The sequence below is a fragment of the Methanobrevibacter sp. AbM4 genome (assembly GCF_000404165.1).
GTDB lineage: Archaea > Methanobacteriota > Methanobacteria > Methanobacteriales > Methanobacteriaceae > Methanarmilla > Methanarmilla boviskoreani.
Window position 1 is genome coordinate 1,397,862 of sequence record NC_021355.1, and the last position, 17,594, is coordinate 1,415,455.

The 17,594-nt window shown below is 27.4% G+C and carries 15 protein-coding genes; 4 read left to right on the top strand and 11 right to left on the bottom strand.

All coding sequences use genetic code 11. From position 1 onward, the window contains the following. The first annotated feature begins 31 nt into the window (after positions 1-31). Positions 32-601: a DNA-3-methyladenine glycosylase I gene (locus ABM4_RS05795; RefSeq protein ID WP_016358749.1), complete on the top strand. Its 570-nt coding sequence runs from the start codon at positions 32-34 to the stop codon at positions 599-601. 257 nt (positions 602-858) lie between these two features. Beyond that, on the top strand, positions 859-1,485 hold the full coding sequence (locus ABM4_RS05800; protein ID WP_016358750.1) for a hypothetical protein: 627 nt from the start codon (positions 859-861) through the stop codon (positions 1,483-1,485). Positions 1,486-1,599: 114 nt separating this feature from the next. On the opposite strand, the gene ABM4_RS05805 is transcribed toward ABM4_RS05800, so the two are convergent. The 8 genes from ABM4_RS05805 to ABM4_RS05840 form a co-directional block, all read right to left on the bottom strand. Beyond that, positions 1,600-2,790 carry an NAD(P)/FAD-dependent oxidoreductase gene (locus tag ABM4_RS05805; protein WP_016358751.1) on the bottom strand — a complete coding sequence of 397 codons (1,191 nt, stop codon included), beginning with the start codon at positions 2,788-2,790 and terminating at the stop codon, positions 1,600-1,602. A gap of 192 nt (positions 2,791-2,982) precedes the next feature. Next, a complete protein-coding gene (locus tag ABM4_RS05810) occupies positions 2,983-3,408 on the bottom strand; it encodes a universal stress protein (protein WP_016358752.1) in 426 nt (141 codons plus the stop codon). Positions 3,409-3,767: 359 nt separating this feature from the next. Then, positions 3,768-4,010 carry a DUF5654 family protein gene (locus ABM4_RS05815; RefSeq protein WP_016358753.1) on the bottom strand — a complete coding sequence of 81 codons (243 nt, stop codon included), beginning with the start codon at positions 4,008-4,010 and terminating at the stop codon, positions 3,768-3,770. A gap of 404 nt (positions 4,011-4,414) precedes the next feature. Beyond that, positions 4,415-4,732: a helix-turn-helix transcriptional regulator gene (locus tag ABM4_RS05820; RefSeq protein ID WP_016358754.1), complete on the bottom strand. Its 318-nt coding sequence runs from the start codon at positions 4,730-4,732 to the stop codon at positions 4,415-4,417. Positions 4,733-5,007: 275 nt separating this feature from the next. Continuing rightward, positions 5,008-5,493, bottom strand: coding sequence for a DUF308 domain-containing protein (locus ABM4_RS05825; RefSeq protein ID WP_016358755.1), 486 nt, complete (start codon positions 5,491-5,493; stop codon positions 5,008-5,010). Positions 5,494-5,744: 251 nt separating this feature from the next. After that, complete coding sequence (locus ABM4_RS05830; protein WP_156815348.1) at positions 5,745-6,650, bottom strand: triphosphoribosyl-dephospho-CoA synthase; 906 nt, start codon at positions 6,648-6,650, stop codon at positions 5,745-5,747. Between the two features lie 194 nt (positions 6,651-6,844). Beyond that, on the bottom strand, positions 6,845-7,858 hold the full coding sequence (hemB, locus tag ABM4_RS05835) for a porphobilinogen synthase (protein ID WP_016358757.1): 1,014 nt from the start codon (positions 7,856-7,858) through the stop codon (positions 6,845-6,847). Between the two features lie 879 nt (positions 7,859-8,737). Next, positions 8,738-9,469 (bottom strand): endonuclease III domain-containing protein, encoded by a 732-nt coding sequence (locus ABM4_RS05840; RefSeq protein ID WP_016358758.1) that lies wholly within the window; start codon positions 9,467-9,469, stop codon positions 8,738-8,740. Between the two features lie 924 nt (positions 9,470-10,393). Between ABM4_RS05840 and aroC the strand changes: the two genes are divergently transcribed. Beyond that, positions 10,394-11,503, top strand: coding sequence for a chorismate synthase (aroC, locus tag ABM4_RS05845; RefSeq protein ID WP_016358759.1), 1,110 nt, complete (start codon positions 10,394-10,396; stop codon positions 11,501-11,503). A 524-nt stretch (positions 11,504-12,027) separates the two neighbouring features. On the opposite strand, the gene ABM4_RS05850 is transcribed toward aroC, so the two are convergent. From ABM4_RS05850 to ABM4_RS05860, 3 genes are all read right to left on the bottom strand, one after another. After that, positions 12,028-12,564, bottom strand: coding sequence for a flavodoxin family protein (locus ABM4_RS05850; protein WP_016358760.1), 537 nt, complete (start codon positions 12,562-12,564; stop codon positions 12,028-12,030). 741 nt (positions 12,565-13,305) lie between these two features. Beyond that, on the bottom strand, positions 13,306-15,531 hold the full coding sequence (locus ABM4_RS05855; protein ID WP_016358761.1) for a DHH family phosphoesterase: 2,226 nt from the start codon (positions 15,529-15,531) through the stop codon (positions 13,306-13,308). A 332-nt stretch (positions 15,532-15,863) separates the two neighbouring features. Further along, the gene (locus ABM4_RS05860; RefSeq protein WP_016358762.1) at positions 15,864-16,247 is read right to left on the bottom strand and encodes a desulfoferrodoxin; all 384 of its coding nucleotides are present in this window, start codon (positions 16,245-16,247) and stop codon (positions 15,864-15,866) included. Between the two features lie 369 nt (positions 16,248-16,616). On the opposite strand from ABM4_RS05860, the gene ABM4_RS05865 reads away from it, so the two are divergent. After that, positions 16,617-17,579: a DUF2121 domain-containing protein gene (locus ABM4_RS05865; protein WP_016358763.1), complete on the top strand. Its 963-nt coding sequence runs from the start codon at positions 16,617-16,619 to the stop codon at positions 17,577-17,579. Positions 17,580-17,594 lie beyond the last annotated feature (15 nt).

The window sequence follows — 17,594 nt, forward strand, 5'->3', positions numbered from 1 at the left end:
AAATAAAATAATAATGAAAAGAGGTGAGTGAATGGACAATAGAGAATTTAAAGATGGTAAAAATAGATGTTTCTGGTGCAACAACAAAAATGAACTATATCTCCAATACCATGATGAGGAATGGGGAGTGTTAAACCTTGATGAGGACTATTTATTTGAGATGTTAATACTTGAGGCATTTCAATCCGGACTTTCATGGGAAACTATACTTAATAAAAGAGAAAATTTTAGAAAAGCATTTGATGATTTTGATATAGATGCCATTATTAATTATGATAGTGAAAAAGTTGAAAGTCTATTAAATAACAAAGGCATTATAAGAAATAGAAGAAAAATCGAGGCAACCATAAATAATGCGAGAATATTTAAAAATATTCAAAAAGAATTTGGAAGCTTCCATAACTATTTGAGGGAATTTATCCCAAATGAAGTTATTTATGATAATGAAAGTACAGAATCAGAATTATCCAAAACATTATCAAAGGATATGAAAAAAAGGGGCATGAAATTTATAGGGCCAACAACAATCCAATCCTACCTACAAGCTATTGGAGTAATTAACGCTCATGATAAAGACTGCTTTAAATATGAGGGATCTTAATTTACCAATAATAAAAACGAATTCCTTAAGATTATGGAGATTAGAGAAAATAGAATTAATAAAGTTTGATTCTAAAAAAAACCATATAAAAGGTTTAAAATCCAGAAACCAATAAAGCCAAATTCAAAATTATAAAAATTAGAAGAACCAACCAAGAAAGTTAAAATCCAAGGATTTAAAATGATAAATGATTAACTAATTAAGGGGGAATTAATATAAAAAAGAAAATTATTACAATACTGTTAATTTTAACAATATTGTCAATTAGTTTAAATACTATTCAAGCTGTAGATAGCTCCAATTGGAAAACCCAAAGAGTTGGAGATGTGGATTTTAAAATAGCTCCGGAGTTTGACAATGCACAGGCATATAATAATGACATATATTATAGAACAAATGTAAGTGATTTTTCACTACGTAAGATGAATGACAGTCTTTTAGAAATAAATTATGCGTCAGATATCTGTTCCGGTAATCTTATTAAAATGGAAAACAAAACATTAGCGAATCACAGTACAGTGATACTATACGTCAAATCCAATTCCAAAGACAATATGACTGCCATTTACTTTACATCCAGACATTCTATCTACTGTCTTACATTCAATGGAACCAATATAAGTCCAAATGTAAAAGAAATGATAAAAAATAGTCCGGAATCTACATTAAGCGACAAATCTTTTCATGACCAATTAAATGAGGTTCTAACTAATTATATTGTCTATGAGGGAAAGGATTATAATGAGTATGAACAATACTATCTGGATAATTTTTCATATGAAGATTTTAAACAATTAGAAGATGATTACTATAGGGAAGAAAATGATTATTACAATGATAATTATTATAATGACGATAAGTATTATTTTAATGACTATTTTTAATCCTTTTTCTATTTGTTTAAACCATCTTAATTAAAAAATAAAAACAACCATATCAAATAATAAAAAACAGAACAAGATAACTTAAATATAATAAAAAAATAATAAATTAAAAATTTAGATAAAGACCTTTATTAGTTTAGTGAATTTAAGACTGGTTCTTGGTGAGATCTTAAATAAGACCTTCAAATAATCTTTAGTTGAGGCATTAGCTAAATCAATTTGTGAAGCCGCATCGATTAAATTACTAAACTCATCACCGTTTAATGATTGTACCACATCACGTACAACAGTTAATTTAGGAACTAAATTTAAGGTTAGCTGATTGAATCGTTCGTAATACTCTTTTAACTTATCCGCTGAATAATCACCTTGTTTTATAGCGGAAGCCGCAACATTTCCTGCAACCATACCACCATACATTCCAAGCAAGATTCCCCCACCTTCAATCGGATCTATTTGACCTGCAGCGTCACCTACAAGCATGATATTGTCACCATAAATATTGTCCTTAAGTCCTTCAAGGGAATCGGGACCAACATTTAATTCCACAGGCTGGGCATTTTTAGTATATGGACAGCTTTTAACGAAGTTATCCAAACATTCAAGAGCATCCAGATCTTTGATATTGCTTGAAATACCGAGACCTACATTTGCAACCCCATTACCTTTGGTGAAAATCCATGCATATCCTCCTTCGGCATTCTCGTCAGCCAGGAATATGTGAATCAAATCATCACGAGGTAGCTCAACATTACACATCTCATACTGTGCACAGGACAACATATATTTATTAGAATTGTGTTTATTCAATCCTGCTTTTATACCGATAGTGGATTCAGGTCCATCTGCACCAATTACTATTTTTGCTCTAATCTGGAATTTTTCCCCAAAAGAGTCACAGTCCAATATAAAACCGTCGCCTTCACGTTTTAAATCACTGACAAATGTTTTTATCATGATTTCAGCACCTGCACGTGCGGCATCCATGGCCATATACTTATCAAATACCTTTCTCTCTAGCACATATCCACATACTGGTAACAATTCCTCGTCAAATTGGATACTATTCCCATCAGGTGAATGTAATACTCCACCATATATTGTCTGTGCTATCCAACGGGGATTTGGTTCTATACCTAAAAGTCTAAGACCAGGATCATATACACCTTCTGCGCAACGTTTAGGAGTTCCAATTTCAGATTTTTTATCAATTAAAATAACTTTTGCTCCTCTAAGTGCAGCATGTTTTGCCGCAATAGATCCTGCAGGTCCTGCTCCTATAACTACTATATCTGCATCTATCATATAATCACGCCATAATATAAAAATTAGTTTAAACATCATATAAAACTTATGTAGATTTATACAACCACATAAAGACATTATGGATTTAAATTAATTATTTTAAAAGATATCTAAACAAAAATGGAATTTTGTATATCTTTGAAAAAATTAAAAATATAAAAAATAGGTAAAATAAAAAGAAATTATAAAATTTTATTCATGTACAAGCAATACATCTCTTTTTGCAATAGAAAGAACCTTCTCTGCAACACTACCAATAATAAATTTATGTAGACCTGTTTTTCCTGATGAGGAAATAATAATTAAATCAACACCTTCCTCACTAGCAACTTGTTCAATCTTTTCTGCTGGACGACCACAAACAACTCTAATTTTAGAGTTAACACCCATTTTTTCAAGTTGAACTTTCATATGTTCAGCATAAGCCTCTGATTCAGAAATTAAAGATTTATTGATTTCTGCAACATTTTCTTTAGATTGGAATTGAGCAGGTCTAATCTTCATAGCAACAGAAACAATTACAACTTCGCCTTCAGGGTCTAATACATTTTTTACTTTACATATTTCTTGTTCTGCAAACTCAGAACCGTCAGTTGGTAATAAAATTTTTTTATACATTATAATCACTTAATTTGAAATCCAATTCAAATTTAATCAATATTAACCAAATGTTTTCTATAATATTGGAATAGAACAAAACTATAAAATTTTTTATGAAAAAGGGACATTCAATACCCCATTTTATATTTCATGTATTTTTCAACTATAAAAATCGTATTCTGCCTAATTTCCAATATTAATCTAATAAACATATAATACTATATTCTTTTATAAATATATATTTAACTAAATTAAGTAGGTACCATACCGAACAATGAAGATTTAAAAAAAAAAATATTAAAGATTCCAATAAAAGTAGAAAAAAATATTATCTAAAAAATTAAAAAAATATAGAATTTGAATTTATAAAAATAGATTTATTCCTCTAATTCAATTCCCATTTTATCTGCGAATCTACCTAAAATTAAGGTAACGACTACAGCAATCACAGTTACAATAATAGCATAAACAAATAGTCCTGTAAGGGCGCTACCTTTATCAAGGAATGTGTTAATCAATTCTTGGATAGCACTGTTCCAAGCTAAACCTGCAACTAATGCAAAAGCAGTTGTTAATAATGTAATAACAGCTTTAATAACCTCTTTACCTACAACAGACACACTCTAACCTCCTTTATTTTTAAAAAAATAATGAAAAGTATTTCTTAAATAAAATATTTTTAAAAAATAACTTTTAATTAATTATAAAATTTATAGTAATATTAGATTATTTTTTAATAGTATAAAAAATTTCATGAAAATTAATAATAAAATAGAAAATATCTTAAAAAAAAACTAAACAATAAACATTCCATAAAACATGGAAATAAAAGATCAACAATAAACATCATTCTATGAAAAATAAAGTTTTCTAATATAATATTTGATTATTAAATTAAAAATAGAATTTAAATTACTAGAATAATTTTTAAAACTAAAAATCTTTATTTACATAGTTTAAATCTAGAAGAAGAATTTATTATAAAAAATACATTTAAATATTTTATTTCCAAATTAATTAAAGTCTATACAATTAAATCTAAAGTTTCAATAATGTCATTATTTACAAGGGTAAAATAAATCCAAATACCATCTTTACGACCTTTAATTAAATTAGCATTTTTTAAAATAGACACGTGATGAGATATAGTAGGTTGTGGTTTATTTAAAGCATCCTGAATCTGACAAGGACATAACTCAGTATCTTTAAGTAGATATAATATTTTAAGTCTTGTTGGATCAGAAATAGCTTTAAATACATTCGCCTTTTTGTCTAATTCTTCATCTGAAGGTAAATCATTAAATTCAATATCTCCCTCTACATTACATGTTTCATTATCCATAATTAAACACCTTCAAAATCCATTTTTAATAAAGTACAAGATTAAGTTTAGATTTCATAAAAATTATACAATTATATCTAATTTATACAGATAAATTAGATTATTAAATAAAATAATAAATTACTGTTTATATATTAATTTTTTTTAATATAAATAATTTAATCAATTATTCCGAAAAATTACTCATTTAAATATTGGTTAAAGCAAAGTCTTTTAAATATAGAAAAACAGGAACAATAAAAAAAATAATTAAAAAAAGAAAAAATGGATAAATATTAATTACTTTGTGAAATACCAATAATTCCAGTAATTAATAACCATAAACCAATTAAGAATCCTAAAACTCTAGCATCACCTATAAAGTATCCGCAAATGAAGTATATAATCCCTAATACAATTGAGCTTACACCCATATATCTACTTCCAGGCAATACTGATTCAAGTGCAGCCATTATACCAATAATTATTAAAATTATACCTGCAATATAAACAAAGAATGAAGCAAGGAAAACAAAAACAGCAGGATCAAATATTAGAATTAAACCGAATATTGCTATTAAAATACCCAATATCATTCCTAATGTGCTGTAAGGACCAGCAAGTCTTGAAGTTTGATAACTAAACAACAAGGTAACAATTCCAACAAATAGAAATGCCAAACCAATAATAGCGGAAACTGCCGCAACACCAAATGCAGGGAATATTATAATTATTATACCAAGTATTACTGCAATTATACTAAATAACATATTCCTTTCCATCCACAAACCTCCTTATTTTAAATTAATATAAATATAATAATATTTTATTTATTTAAATATAATAAGATATCTATTATATTGTACAATATCTTAATTCTGTAAATAAAAAATATAAAAAATAGTTAATAATCCTAATCTTCCAAATATAAATGAAGAATAGTTAAAAATCTTAATTTTATAAATTTAAAATGAAAAAAAGATTAAATTCATTAAAAAAAAGGAAAAAATAAAATATGAATGAAATTCAAGAATTAATAATTATTTTTTTCAAATTCTTTTACTAAATAATAAACCATAATACTTGCGGCGGTTAAATCTGCAGAGGTACCGGGGTTTAAATGATTTTCAAATAAATCGTCATCAAGCTCAACTAAAATATCATGGAAATCATCATCATCTTTATGTTTTAAAACTTCAGAAACCTTGTCTGAAACTTTTTGACCCATTTCCTTTCCATATTTACGACATATTAAAGTATCAGGGAATTTTGATAAAATTGTTAGAAATGTTAAAACTGATGCATAATTCATTGAATGGGTTCTTCTTAAATCAGCGTATGTTGGATATCCGACAGTAAATACAATAGGCATACCTGTAGTCATTTCACAAGCCAAATCATCCCAACCAGCAGATATCTTTAAAACTTTAAACATAGTTTGGCGATTGGCAATTAATTCCTGTTTAGCACTATCATCATTTACATCATACTCTCCTTGACTTCCCATTCCACCTGCAGAGGCCAGATTTATTGCATCATATAAATCAAGAGCATCTTGAACTGTAGTTGCATTCATCACCTTTTCAACATTTAATCTAAGACTGGTTAAATCTTCACTTAATGCAGCAGCAGCTGCCAAAACAGAAGTCATCATTACAATTCCAAGATTTGTATTGTTTTCAACCCAATTATTAGTTTCACTTACAGCATCTAGGATTGTTTTACCTAATGCTATTTCAGATAGATTTTCATTATTTTCTATAGTTCTTTCTGCAAGTTCAGTGAATATATCCCCTATTACAATACCACTTATAATAAAGTCTTCAAAGACCATATCATCAAAATCGCGGGTCCTGTGAACATTTCCAGGTTTTGGATAACCACTAACTTCAAGTGCAGATGCTATCTGAACTATTTTTCCAATTTGTTCTGGTTTAATCATAAAAATTCCTTAAATATTTATTTTTTTTTAAAAATAATGATTATTTATTATATCTATTAAGTTTCATATTATATAATTTTTAAATAGGCCAAATTAAAAATTTTAAAAAAATAGAAAAGAATCAAACTTAATATAATTTTGAAAATTTATTAAAATATATAAAAAATAATAAGAATTAAAAAATATTATTTTTATAAATGATCTAATAGGTATGGTGCAAAGTAGGTGATAATCAAATCTGCTCCGGCTCTTTTAATTGATACTAAAGATTCCATGATTGAATCCTCAGTTAAATAACCTTTATCTATAGCAGCCATAATCATAGAATATTCCCCACTTACATTATAGCTTACAAGTGGAAGATTGAAATCCTCTTTAACTGTTTTTATAACATCAAGATAAGGCAATGCCGGTTTAACCATCAACATATCTGCACCTTCAACTACATCAAGTTCACATTCACGAATAGCTTCACGACCATTAGCAGGGTCCATTTGATAAGATTTCCTATTACCTTTACCTGGAGCGGAATCGGCAGCATCCCTAAATGGTGCATAGAATGAAGATGCGAATTTGGCAGAATAGGACATGATCATGACATCCTCGTAACCTTCCTCATCCAAAGCATTTCTTATAGCCTCCACTCTACCGTCCATCATATCAGATGGAGCAACAATATCAGCTCCAGCCTTAGCTTGTGATACAGCTGTTTTTGCAAGATATTTAAGTGAAGGATCATTCAATATTTTAACTCCATCATCAGTAGTATCATTTATATCCCCTTTATCATATTCCTGGATTAAACCACAATGACCATGGGAAGTGTATTGGCATAGACATACATCACCAATAATAACTAGATTTGTTTCTTTCTTCAATGCCTTAATAGCTGTTTGAACAATACCATCTTCCATAAAAGCAGGTGAACCAACAGGATCCTTGGTTTCCTCTAAAGGAATACCAAATACAATAATTGATCTAAGTCCTTTTGATTCTAATTCCTTGGCATATTCCACTCCATCCTCTATTGAATATCTGAATTGTCCTGGCATTGTGGATATTTCTTCCTTTTCACCTTTCTTTAAACCTTCCTTAAAATAAATAGGATAGATTAAATCTTCTTTATTTAGTTTAGTTTCTCTTACAATATCACGAATATTACTATTCTTCCTAAGTCTTCTCATTCTTACAGTTGGATAATCCATTTCATCACCGGAATTTTAAAAAGTTTATTTTATTTAAGTGATAAGTTTCAAGTGTAAAATTATTTAAAATTAGTCTTACATTTCAAGTGTAAATAATTATGGAAATTAAATATTTTAAAGAAATATCATCATTTAATTTGACCAAACAAAATAAATTAATCAGCAATTCACATATAAAAGCTAAATTAACCTTGAAAATTTATTATAATTCCTATTAAAATCTTTTGTTATAAATGAGCACTTATAACTTATAATTAATAGATAAGCATGTAAAACTTTAAAAGATTATTGAAAATTTAATAAGATTTAATATAAAAATCTATACAAAATTAAAAATAAATAAATCAAAAATATAAATCTTATAAAAAAAATTTCAACAAATAAAAAATTTTTCATCCAATAAATTTTACACTTGAAATTCAACTAAATTCACTTCAATCTTATATAAAATTAATATAATTTTTAAATATAATATAATTTTACTTTTAAGAATCTTCAGTTTAAAAATTAGTAAAGATTTAAAAACTTTCAACAAATAGATGAATATAGCCGGTTCATATCCAAAATATTAAGTTGAATTTAGTTTAAATAGAGACAATATAAAATTTATTGCAAAATAAAAGGAACTGGAATTATTGATTAAGATAATGATTAAACTATTAATTAAAATAAAAAAAACAGTAAACACATGAAGTAGATAGTTAAAATAGTAAAACAAGTTAATAGAAATGTTTAAAATAGGAAATGAGTGTATAGAATGTCTAGAGTTTACGGTTTAACTATTGGAATATGAAAAACAGTTTAAAATAGCAAAATCACGTTATAATATTTGATAGTTTAATCTAAATATATAAACTATAAAGAAATTATAATTTAAGATTAAATGAGTTTATATTCCTCTAAAAGTTTGTCATCAACACCATATGGCTTTTTAGAATAATAATGTTTTGCATGTTCCACAATCAAACCATGAAACTCCTGATATTCGTTAACCCCACCATTAAAATTATGTTGGAAAAATTTCTTAATTTTAATATAGGAATCCTTCTTATCAATATAATTTAGATTTACAAATATTCTTCTAGTATATGTATCTACAACAAATTCATGCATACCATAGGCATATAATAGAATAGAGTCTGCGGTTTCATTACCTACTCCCTTTACACTTAAAACTTCGGATCTTCCAGGCTTCCTTCCATCCAAGCTAATATAAAAATCAGTGATATTTTTTAGATAAACAAATTTCTGATTATAATAACCTGCAGGTTTAATGGCATTTTTAACAAGGTCTTCTTCCGTTTCCAATAATTCTTTGAATTTTAAAGATAAATTACCCTCAGTAAAATCAATGATTTTATTTAAATTATTTAAAGATTTCTCAACAGATAGCCATGAGGTATTCTGAGTAAGTATAGTTCCAATGATAATTTCAAACTGCTCATTATTATCTCTTGGAAAGTCATAGTCATTTGGGTGATAACCTTTTATTGAACCTTTTTTATTGGGAGTTTCACCTTTATAATTTATTATAGGCCACCATCCTTGATAAGAATATGCGTCAAGCAATTTCTCATAAATTTCATTTAATTTATATCTACTTTTTCCCATAAGAACATCCTAGATAATTTATTAATAATTTTTATCTGTCATTTATGAGTATAATTTTAACATTTATAAAAGTATTCTTTTATATTGTAAAATTTTTATAAAAGTTTAATAGGAGATTAGAAGTTAAAAATAATTTGAATTTGAAAAGTTATTATAATATGTAATTTAATAGAATAAAAAAGAATAAGCAGAATAAATTATTTTAAAAATCAAGAATATTAATGAATTAATAAGTTAAAAAAGTTATTTTTAGAAAAATAAAATAAATCAGGTTAGTTTAAGAATTAAAAAATATTAATTAATCAATAAATTAAAAGAAGCATTAAACTTAAAAAAAATAAAAAAGCGTAAATCAAATGGAGTTTAAAAAATATTGGAAAAAAACATAGGTTCGATGAATAAGGAGTAAAAAAGAAATGAATAACGTGTTTAGTAAAAATCCAATATATTTTAAACTCAATATTATATAACACAATAATCATATATAAAGTTAATGATTTAAAAAAATTAATTATTTTATACAAAATTCATTTAAAATATGAAAAAAACAGCCAAATTATAAAAAAAATACAATATTTTAATATTTGTTTAAAATTATCCGATGATTTCAAAATAAATTATCCATATAAAAATCCGTTAAAATTCATGAGAAGATACCTATATTAAATAAAACCATTAAAAACACCAAAGCAATATAAATGAAAAGTTAGTGGTTTTAGATCAATATGGCAAAATTAAAATCAGAAGAAATATTTATTTTTAAAAAATAACGATAATTAAATATTAAATCGGTAAAATAAAGCTAAAAAGATTATTTAAAAAATATAAAAATTTTAATAAGAATTTTATAAATATTAATTATATAATATATTATAAAAAACAATTATTTTCTCAAAATTATTAAAATATTCAAAAAGGTATAACATGTCAAATACAACTGGAAAAATATTTACAACTACTAGTTTCGGAACCAGTCATGGAAAAGCTATTGGAGCAATAGTTGATGGTTGTCCAGCTAATCTTGAATTAAGTGAAGAGGATATTCAAAAGGAATTAAACAAAAGAAAACCTGGAACAAGTAAAATAACAAGCCCACGTAAAGAATCAGATAAAATTGAATTATTGTCTGGAGTTTTCAATGGTAAAACTGATGGGACACCTATATGTGGAGTAGTTTACAATAACAATCAAAGATCAAAAGACTATGAAAACATTAAAAACACACCACGACCAGGACACGGGGATTATGGCTGGAGAATGAAATACGGAAATTATAACTATAATGGTGGAGGCCGTGGAAGTGGAAGAGTAACCATTGGACATGTAATTGGTGGAGCAATAGCTAAAAAACTACTTAAAGACACATATGGAATTAAAGTAATATCCCATGTAGTTCAAATTGGAGATATCTTAGCACACAGTACAGATATTGATGAGATTGAAAAGGAAGTTGAGTTAAACCCTGTAAGATGTGGAGACCAAGATGCTGCAAAAGCTATGGAAGAATTAATCCTATCAAAAAAAGCCGAAGGAGATTCCGTTGGAGGCATAGTTGAAACAATAGCTACCAATGTCCCTGCAGGAATAGGTGAACCAGTATTCGGTAAACTTGATGGGGATATTGCACAGTCCCTAATGAACATAGGTGCAGTTAAAGGAGTTGAGGTCGGTTTTGGTTTTGATGTTGCAAGGGCATCAGCCTCAGAAATCAATGATGAATTCTATTATGAAGACGGAAAGGTATATACAAAAACCAATAGTTCAGGGGGAATTCTCGGAGGAATATCTAATGGAATGCCAATAATCACAAGAATTGCAGTTAAACCTACACCTTCCATATCCATAGACCAGGAAACTATTGATTATGAAAAGAAAGAGAATTGCATAATCAATATAAAGGGACGTCATGATCCATGCATATGTCCACGTATTACAACTGTTAGCGAATCCTCAATAGCCATGGTTTTAGCAGACCATATGATAAGATCTGGTTTTATACATCCAAACAATATTGAAAAAACCATGAATAAGTAGTCTCAATAAAAAAAATATAAAAAAATATAAACGACATACCATTCAAAAAAAAAGATAAAAAATACATAAACCATGCAAAAAACAAACAAACTACCATAAAATATACAAAAAACAGTTGAAAAATACATAAACCATGCAAAAAACAAACAAACTACCATAAACAGCCAAAACAAGAATATTAATTAAATATATGTAAACTAAAAGAATGATAAGGATATATAGGACATATTAAAGTATTTTTATCTTCTAACTTACATACATTTAAAAGGCGTTTTTAATAAAGTCAATTTACTATTTTTAAGATTAAAATAATTTTAAACATATTAACCTTTTATTTAATAATTAAAATCTAATTATTGTCACATACCTATTTAATGATTAAAATTATTAGTTAAAAATTAACGAAGAAGAATATATTTTTAACTTAAATAAAATATTAATTGTTTTAAAATTAATTTAATCTGTTTTTCTAGAACTAATTTTTTAATTGAGATGAAAAATTCTTAAAAGAATTTTCAATTGAACTATTTTAATGAAGCACCTAATTCTTTTACTTCATTTAATTTATTACTACCTTCAATATCACCTATATTATTAACACCACCTGCTAAAATTATTCCTAAGTTTTTCCAATTTAAGTGTTCAAGTAGAGTTTTATAATATTGGACAGCTATATCAAAAGCATCTCCCTCAGCAGCCATTAATAAAATGGCTCCTTTTTCATGTGACCTCCAATTTGGAACAGTTTCTTCAACTGCAAATAAACGGTCAAATGCCGTTCTTAGCTGTCCTGATAAATTCCAGTAATATAATGGAGAGGCTAATACTACAATATCTGCATCTTTATAAACTGGATAAATTTTATCCATATCATCTTTTTGAACACAAGGACTATTGGGATCTTTAATATTTCCACCGAAACAGCCTTTACATCCAGAAATATTCATAGAATCTAAATTAAAGACCGTTACCTCATTTCCAGATTCTTCCGCTCCTTCCTTAAAATGTTTCACTAAGGTAGAAGTATTTCCTTTAGGCCTTGGTGAACCATTAAGAACCATAATCTTCAAACCCGTATTATCATCTCCTTATATAATAAATTAAAAAAATATTTCAATCCAATCTCATTTTAAAAGTCCTAATGATTTTATTAATTCAATTCTTATAATTTTATGCTATATTTAAACTTCTTTTAAAAGTCAATTAAATGATAAAAATAATTAACATAAACTCAATAAAGATTAAAATTTAGTTTCTTATTTATTATCAATGATCGAAACCGGTTATGAAATATAAAAGTTAGGAAATATAAGAAAATTTTTTTACGACATATAGGGTTTAAATTTTAATAATTGAATGCAAGAATATTTTCTAACTTCATATTTCTAAACACAATTATAAATTAATATATTCACATATATAAATATAACGATTTAATATTATATTTTCATTACAAAAAGTATTTACAAAAAGTATTGTCAATGTTTAAACGTAATATATTAAGATAAATAGTGTAAAAAATAGCATTAAAACAAATATTAACTTTTAATTATTCAAATAATTATAAAAAGAATCTTAAAAAATAAAGAAAGCAAAATATATGAACATATTAAATAAAGAAAAAACATGACTGTAAAACAATGAAAAAATCAAGATATAAAAGTTAAACAAACAATGCAAACAACAGAAAAAACATGTGAAACAATAAAAAAAGCAGATAAAAAAAATATCAAATCAATAGATATAATGAAAAAAATCATAGCAAAATAGAAAATTGATTAAATTAAATGAAGAAATTAAGTTTAATTTAAATTCATTTTCTTAACTTCTTCTAAAAATCCAGTTAAAACTTCCTTTGAAAAACCTTCAATGAATTTTATTGAACCTGCACATTCATGTCCTCCACCGTCAATACCAGCATGAGGTAACTGATCTATAAGTTCATCGATAATTTGATTAATATCAAATCCATAGTTTCCATTAACTGCATCGGTTGCCCTTATAACACCGAAGTCAGGTCCATGACCTAAGGTCACAACAGGTTTATCCTCACCAATTTCCTTAATTAAACTGTCATGAACAAATCCACAGGTTTTACCTGGTGCTGGAAATGTGAATTTATGTGCAAATTTCTCAACATCAATCAGATTAAAGTAAATGCCGTTATCGAATTTAATCTTTTTAACGTTAGGAAGGGTAGCTTTAAGTTGGGTATCAACACGTTTTTCATATTCCTTATATAAAGCATCTATCATTGCATCATGTTTATCTTTATTGTCAACATCCAAAATGGTATCAATAATACCCCTTCCATTCATGAACCTTAAGAAATAAGCTTCAAAGTCAGTACACTCTGCAATCTTTTTAAGATCCTCTTTACTGTAACCTTCATCCTCCGCAATTTTGATGTATTGATCAACCTCATCACATTCGGCACGGTCACCGGTTACGGCAATAGCAGGTAAATGTTTGATTTCATCTTTAACATCAGGATTGATTAAACAAGCAACCTCTGTTGCAAGTGCACCTGCAGTTATCTGAGAGTCTCCACCAACAAGATAAGGGTTTACATGCATATCAACATAATCATCAACAGCAACGCGACCGTCCACCACATCACCAGGAGAATGATGGTCTATTACAACTACTTCAATATCATAAATTTTAGTCTGCATAAGTGCTACAATATCCTCCTCTGTAGAACCATTATCCAACATTACAAGAAGAGGTAATTTCTGACCATGTCTATCCAGATCTTCAAGTGCGAATGATAAATCCTTTACAACATCCTCAAGTTCATAAAATGGAGCCTTTGAAGGAGATCTTTTAAAGTAATGATATTTTGCATCACTATCGGGATTTACCTTTTCAATAAGAGGTACAACAGCCTTTTCCATTGCAACACCAGAACAGATACCATCCGCATCTGCATGATGTCTCAAAAGAATAGTCCTACCATCAAGAATTGCCCTTCTAATCCTTTTAGCCGCATCTAACATTTTAGGTTTAAGTTTATCCAAAACTTCGGATTGAACCAGGAACCCGTTAAATTCAACTTGAGCTTTTTCGTCTAAAGCCTGATCGATTAAATTATATAATTCGTCTTTAGATTCGCCTTGAAGCTTTTCGATAGTCTCAGCCTCTATTTGAACATCACCGTCATGTTTATTAACTTCTCCAACAACATCGACCATATCCTCAACATCAATCTCAGGATATGCCCTGACACCTGCCTCCTGGAAAGCAGCAACATAAGTAGTACCTGTTTCATCCGTAATTGTAAATATGGTTGGTCCAGATGTCTGTTGGATTTGAGCTGCCAAACCTTGGATTTTAACAACCTTACCCATTAAATCATCACCAAGTGAGGATATTTTAGTTCTTTCAATATCCTTCTTAAGTTTCTTAAGGGTATAATTCGTAAATGATACCGGACCCATATCCACTTCATGTTTACGGGTTTTAATTTCTGTAACCTTAACATTAATAATTTGCCCTACCTTATATCCGGATTTACCAGTTCTCATTAAACCCCAAACCTGGTTATTCAAACTAACGAAAACACCGAATTTAGCAACCTTCGTAATTTTACCCTGATAGAAATTACCTACTTTTAAGTCACTCATCTCACATAAAGGATCTAATGTATAGACAATGATATCCTTCTTATTATTTTTATCCTTATTTTTAGATTTATTAACTTTTATTTCTTTCATACAAACATCACAATATTCTTTATTTGATTTCAAAACTTTACCACAGGATTTACATATGTTAATATACCCTGTTCCATTACACTTATCACATTTCTCTTTAATCTCGATTTGTCCTTTACCATGGCAAACCTCACAAGGTATATCCTCGGCACCATCTAAGTCGAATTTTGATTTAGCCCGACTATTTATTCCTTTAAAGTGATCACCAAGGTCAATTGTATCTTCATACCCTGATCCTCCACAGGCATCACATTCTTTATAATCTATAATAATAGTCCCTTTTCCTTTACACTCTGGACATTTAGTTTTCATATTTTTCACTTAGACATTAAATTTTTAAAATAACTTCATTTTTTAAATATCCACTATTTAACATTTAGATATATATCCGATATTTATATTATAGTTTATGTTAAATAAAAATTTTAGAAATAAAATAGAGGATTTATAAAATAATTAATTTAAGACTAAAAATCTCAAAAATCTATTAAAAAAAAATACAACAAGAGATATACTTAATTTTAACTTAAAACAATAATTCTTAAAATGTTAAAACTAAAATAAGACTTTAAAAATCCTTAAAATTAAAAAAAATAGGAAATTAAATTAAAATATAAAAATGTTAAATTTAATTAATAACTAACTTAGTTTGATGGCCAGAGACCATGTTTATTACAGTAAGCGCAAGCTGTATAATCTGCTGCATCACCTGTTACTTTGAAAGTAGCTTCAGGTGCATCACCAGGTTTTAAGTTTGCTCTGAATATTTGTTCACCATCAGTTAATAAAATGAATTTAATGTAGTGGTCTTCCTCCATTGGATGTGGAACTTCACCAAGTTTTACATTAATACCTTCATCAACCTTGGTAATAACAGGTATATGTTTAGCTCCACCTTCTTCTTTTTGTTCAGGAACTAATAATTCCATTTCTTGACCACAGCAACTTAAAGTTCCACCATTAGGATCAGCTACAATTACAATATTTCCACAAAGATTACATCTATATACTTGATTTAATTCTGTCATATTCGTTCACTTCCGATTATTCAAAGATGTGATTTAATCACAATAATATCTATGTTTCATCTATAATATATAATTTATTAAAATGAAAAAATAAATTAAAATTGGTTAAATAGTTCAAAACCAAGTAATAATAATATTAATAAGAAAAAGATAGTAATTCTTAAGAATTTAATAAAAATATAAGCAATTAAAAGCCTATAAAAGAAATATTCGTATATTATCAAACAAATATATTTCTAAAGTTTATAAATTATAATTAGAATAATTACAACAATTTATAATAATAATAAAAAACATATATAGATAATTAATTGTTTTTATTAAATTAAAATCGAATATTATTTTTTTAAAAAAAATTAGGGTGTTTTCATGAGTATTATTATAGCATATATTGGTAGAAAAGGTTGCGTAATGGCAAGTGATAAAAGAAGAATAGCTTATTTTGGTGATAAAGACAATAGAGAAAAATTAGAAGAGGAATTATATTCAGGAAACATTAGAAATGATGAGGAATTATATAAGGAAGCAGCTAAATTAGGGATTGACTTAAAGATCAGTGATGATGCCAAAAAAATAAAAAGCATTGGTAATGCTGTAATGGGTGAAGTTTCTTCAAAAACAACCAGGGAGGTCAGGAGAAGAAGAATATATGGTACTACTAATGGTTATCAAATAATTGAATTGATAGGCTCCGAATTAAAAAACAAGGAAACAGGTAGCAGTGGAATTATCATATTTGGTAACAAAATAGCTAAACAAATGGCCAACTCCTTAATTAAACAAAGATGGAAATCAAGTATTAGTTTAAAATATACTGGTGATATTTTTGAGGAAATTATTAAGGAAATAGCTGAGAAAACACCTTCCGTAGGTAAGAATGTTGATGTGATAATTGGAAAAGATTCAAAACTCACTAAAACCACTGCCCAAAAATATTTAGATGAAACTGAAACCAGGGATATAAAAGTTTTAGAAAAATATAGACAAAAACTTGCAGAGGATTTAGAAGAACAAAGGGAAAGCATTGAAGTTGCAAATAAAATCATCAACAAAGGAACAATTGGATATATCAGTAAGATAGAAGGTAAAATGTTAAATGTAAAATTAACAGATAAGGTCAATGCATATGATACAAATTTAAAAAAGGTAGCAGGATCAAATGAGGAAGTCATTATGTTTTTAGATAAGGATACAGAAGGTAATGAAATCAAAGAGGCAGATGTATCTTCCTATGCAAAGGTTAATGATAAAGTGGTTATTAAAAACGAAAATTTATGTATCGATAAAAATAACATCCCTTTAAACTGTGGAATTATCTTATGTAACGAATGAATTCATCTTTCAAAT

Coding starts and splice junctions, on each gene's coding strand:
- ABM4_RS05795 (WP_016358749.1), top strand. CDS start 32: ATGGACAATAGAGAATTTAAAGATGGTAAAAATAGATGTTTCTGGTGC.
- ABM4_RS05805 (WP_016358751.1), bottom strand. CDS start 2,790: ATGATAGATGCAGATATAGTAGTTATAGGAGCAGGACCTGCAGGATCT.
- ABM4_RS05810 (WP_016358752.1), bottom strand. CDS start 3,408: ATGTATAAAAAAATTTTATTACCAACTGACGGTTCTGAGTTTGCAGAA.
- ABM4_RS05820 (WP_016358754.1), bottom strand. CDS start 4,732: ATGGATAATGAAACATGTAATGTAGAGGGAGATATTGAATTTAATGAT.
- ABM4_RS05825 (WP_016358755.1), bottom strand. CDS start 5,493: ATGGAAAGGAATATGTTATTTAGTATAATTGCAGTAATACTTGGTATA.
- hemB (WP_016358757.1), bottom strand. CDS start 7,858: ATGGATTATCCAACTGTAAGAATGAGAAGACTTAGGAAGAATAGTAAT.
- ABM4_RS05840 (WP_016358758.1), bottom strand. CDS start 9,469: ATGGGAAAAAGTAGATATAAATTAAATGAAATTTATGAGAAATTGCTT.
- aroC (WP_016358759.1), top strand. CDS start 10,394: ATGTCAAATACAACTGGAAAAATATTTACAACTACTAGTTTCGGAACC.
- ABM4_RS05850 (WP_016358760.1), bottom strand. CDS start 12,564: ATGGTTCTTAATGGTTCACCAAGGCCTAAAGGAAATACTTCTACCTTA.
- ABM4_RS05855 (WP_016358761.1), bottom strand. CDS start 15,531: ATGAAAACTAAATGTCCAGAGTGTAAAGGAAAAGGGACTATTATTATA.
- ABM4_RS05860 (WP_016358762.1), bottom strand. CDS start 16,247: ATGACAGAATTAAATCAAGTATATAGATGTAATCTTTGTGGAAATATT.
- ABM4_RS05865 (WP_016358763.1), top strand. CDS start 16,617: ATGAGTATTATTATAGCATATATTGGTAGAAAAGGTTGCGTAATGGCA.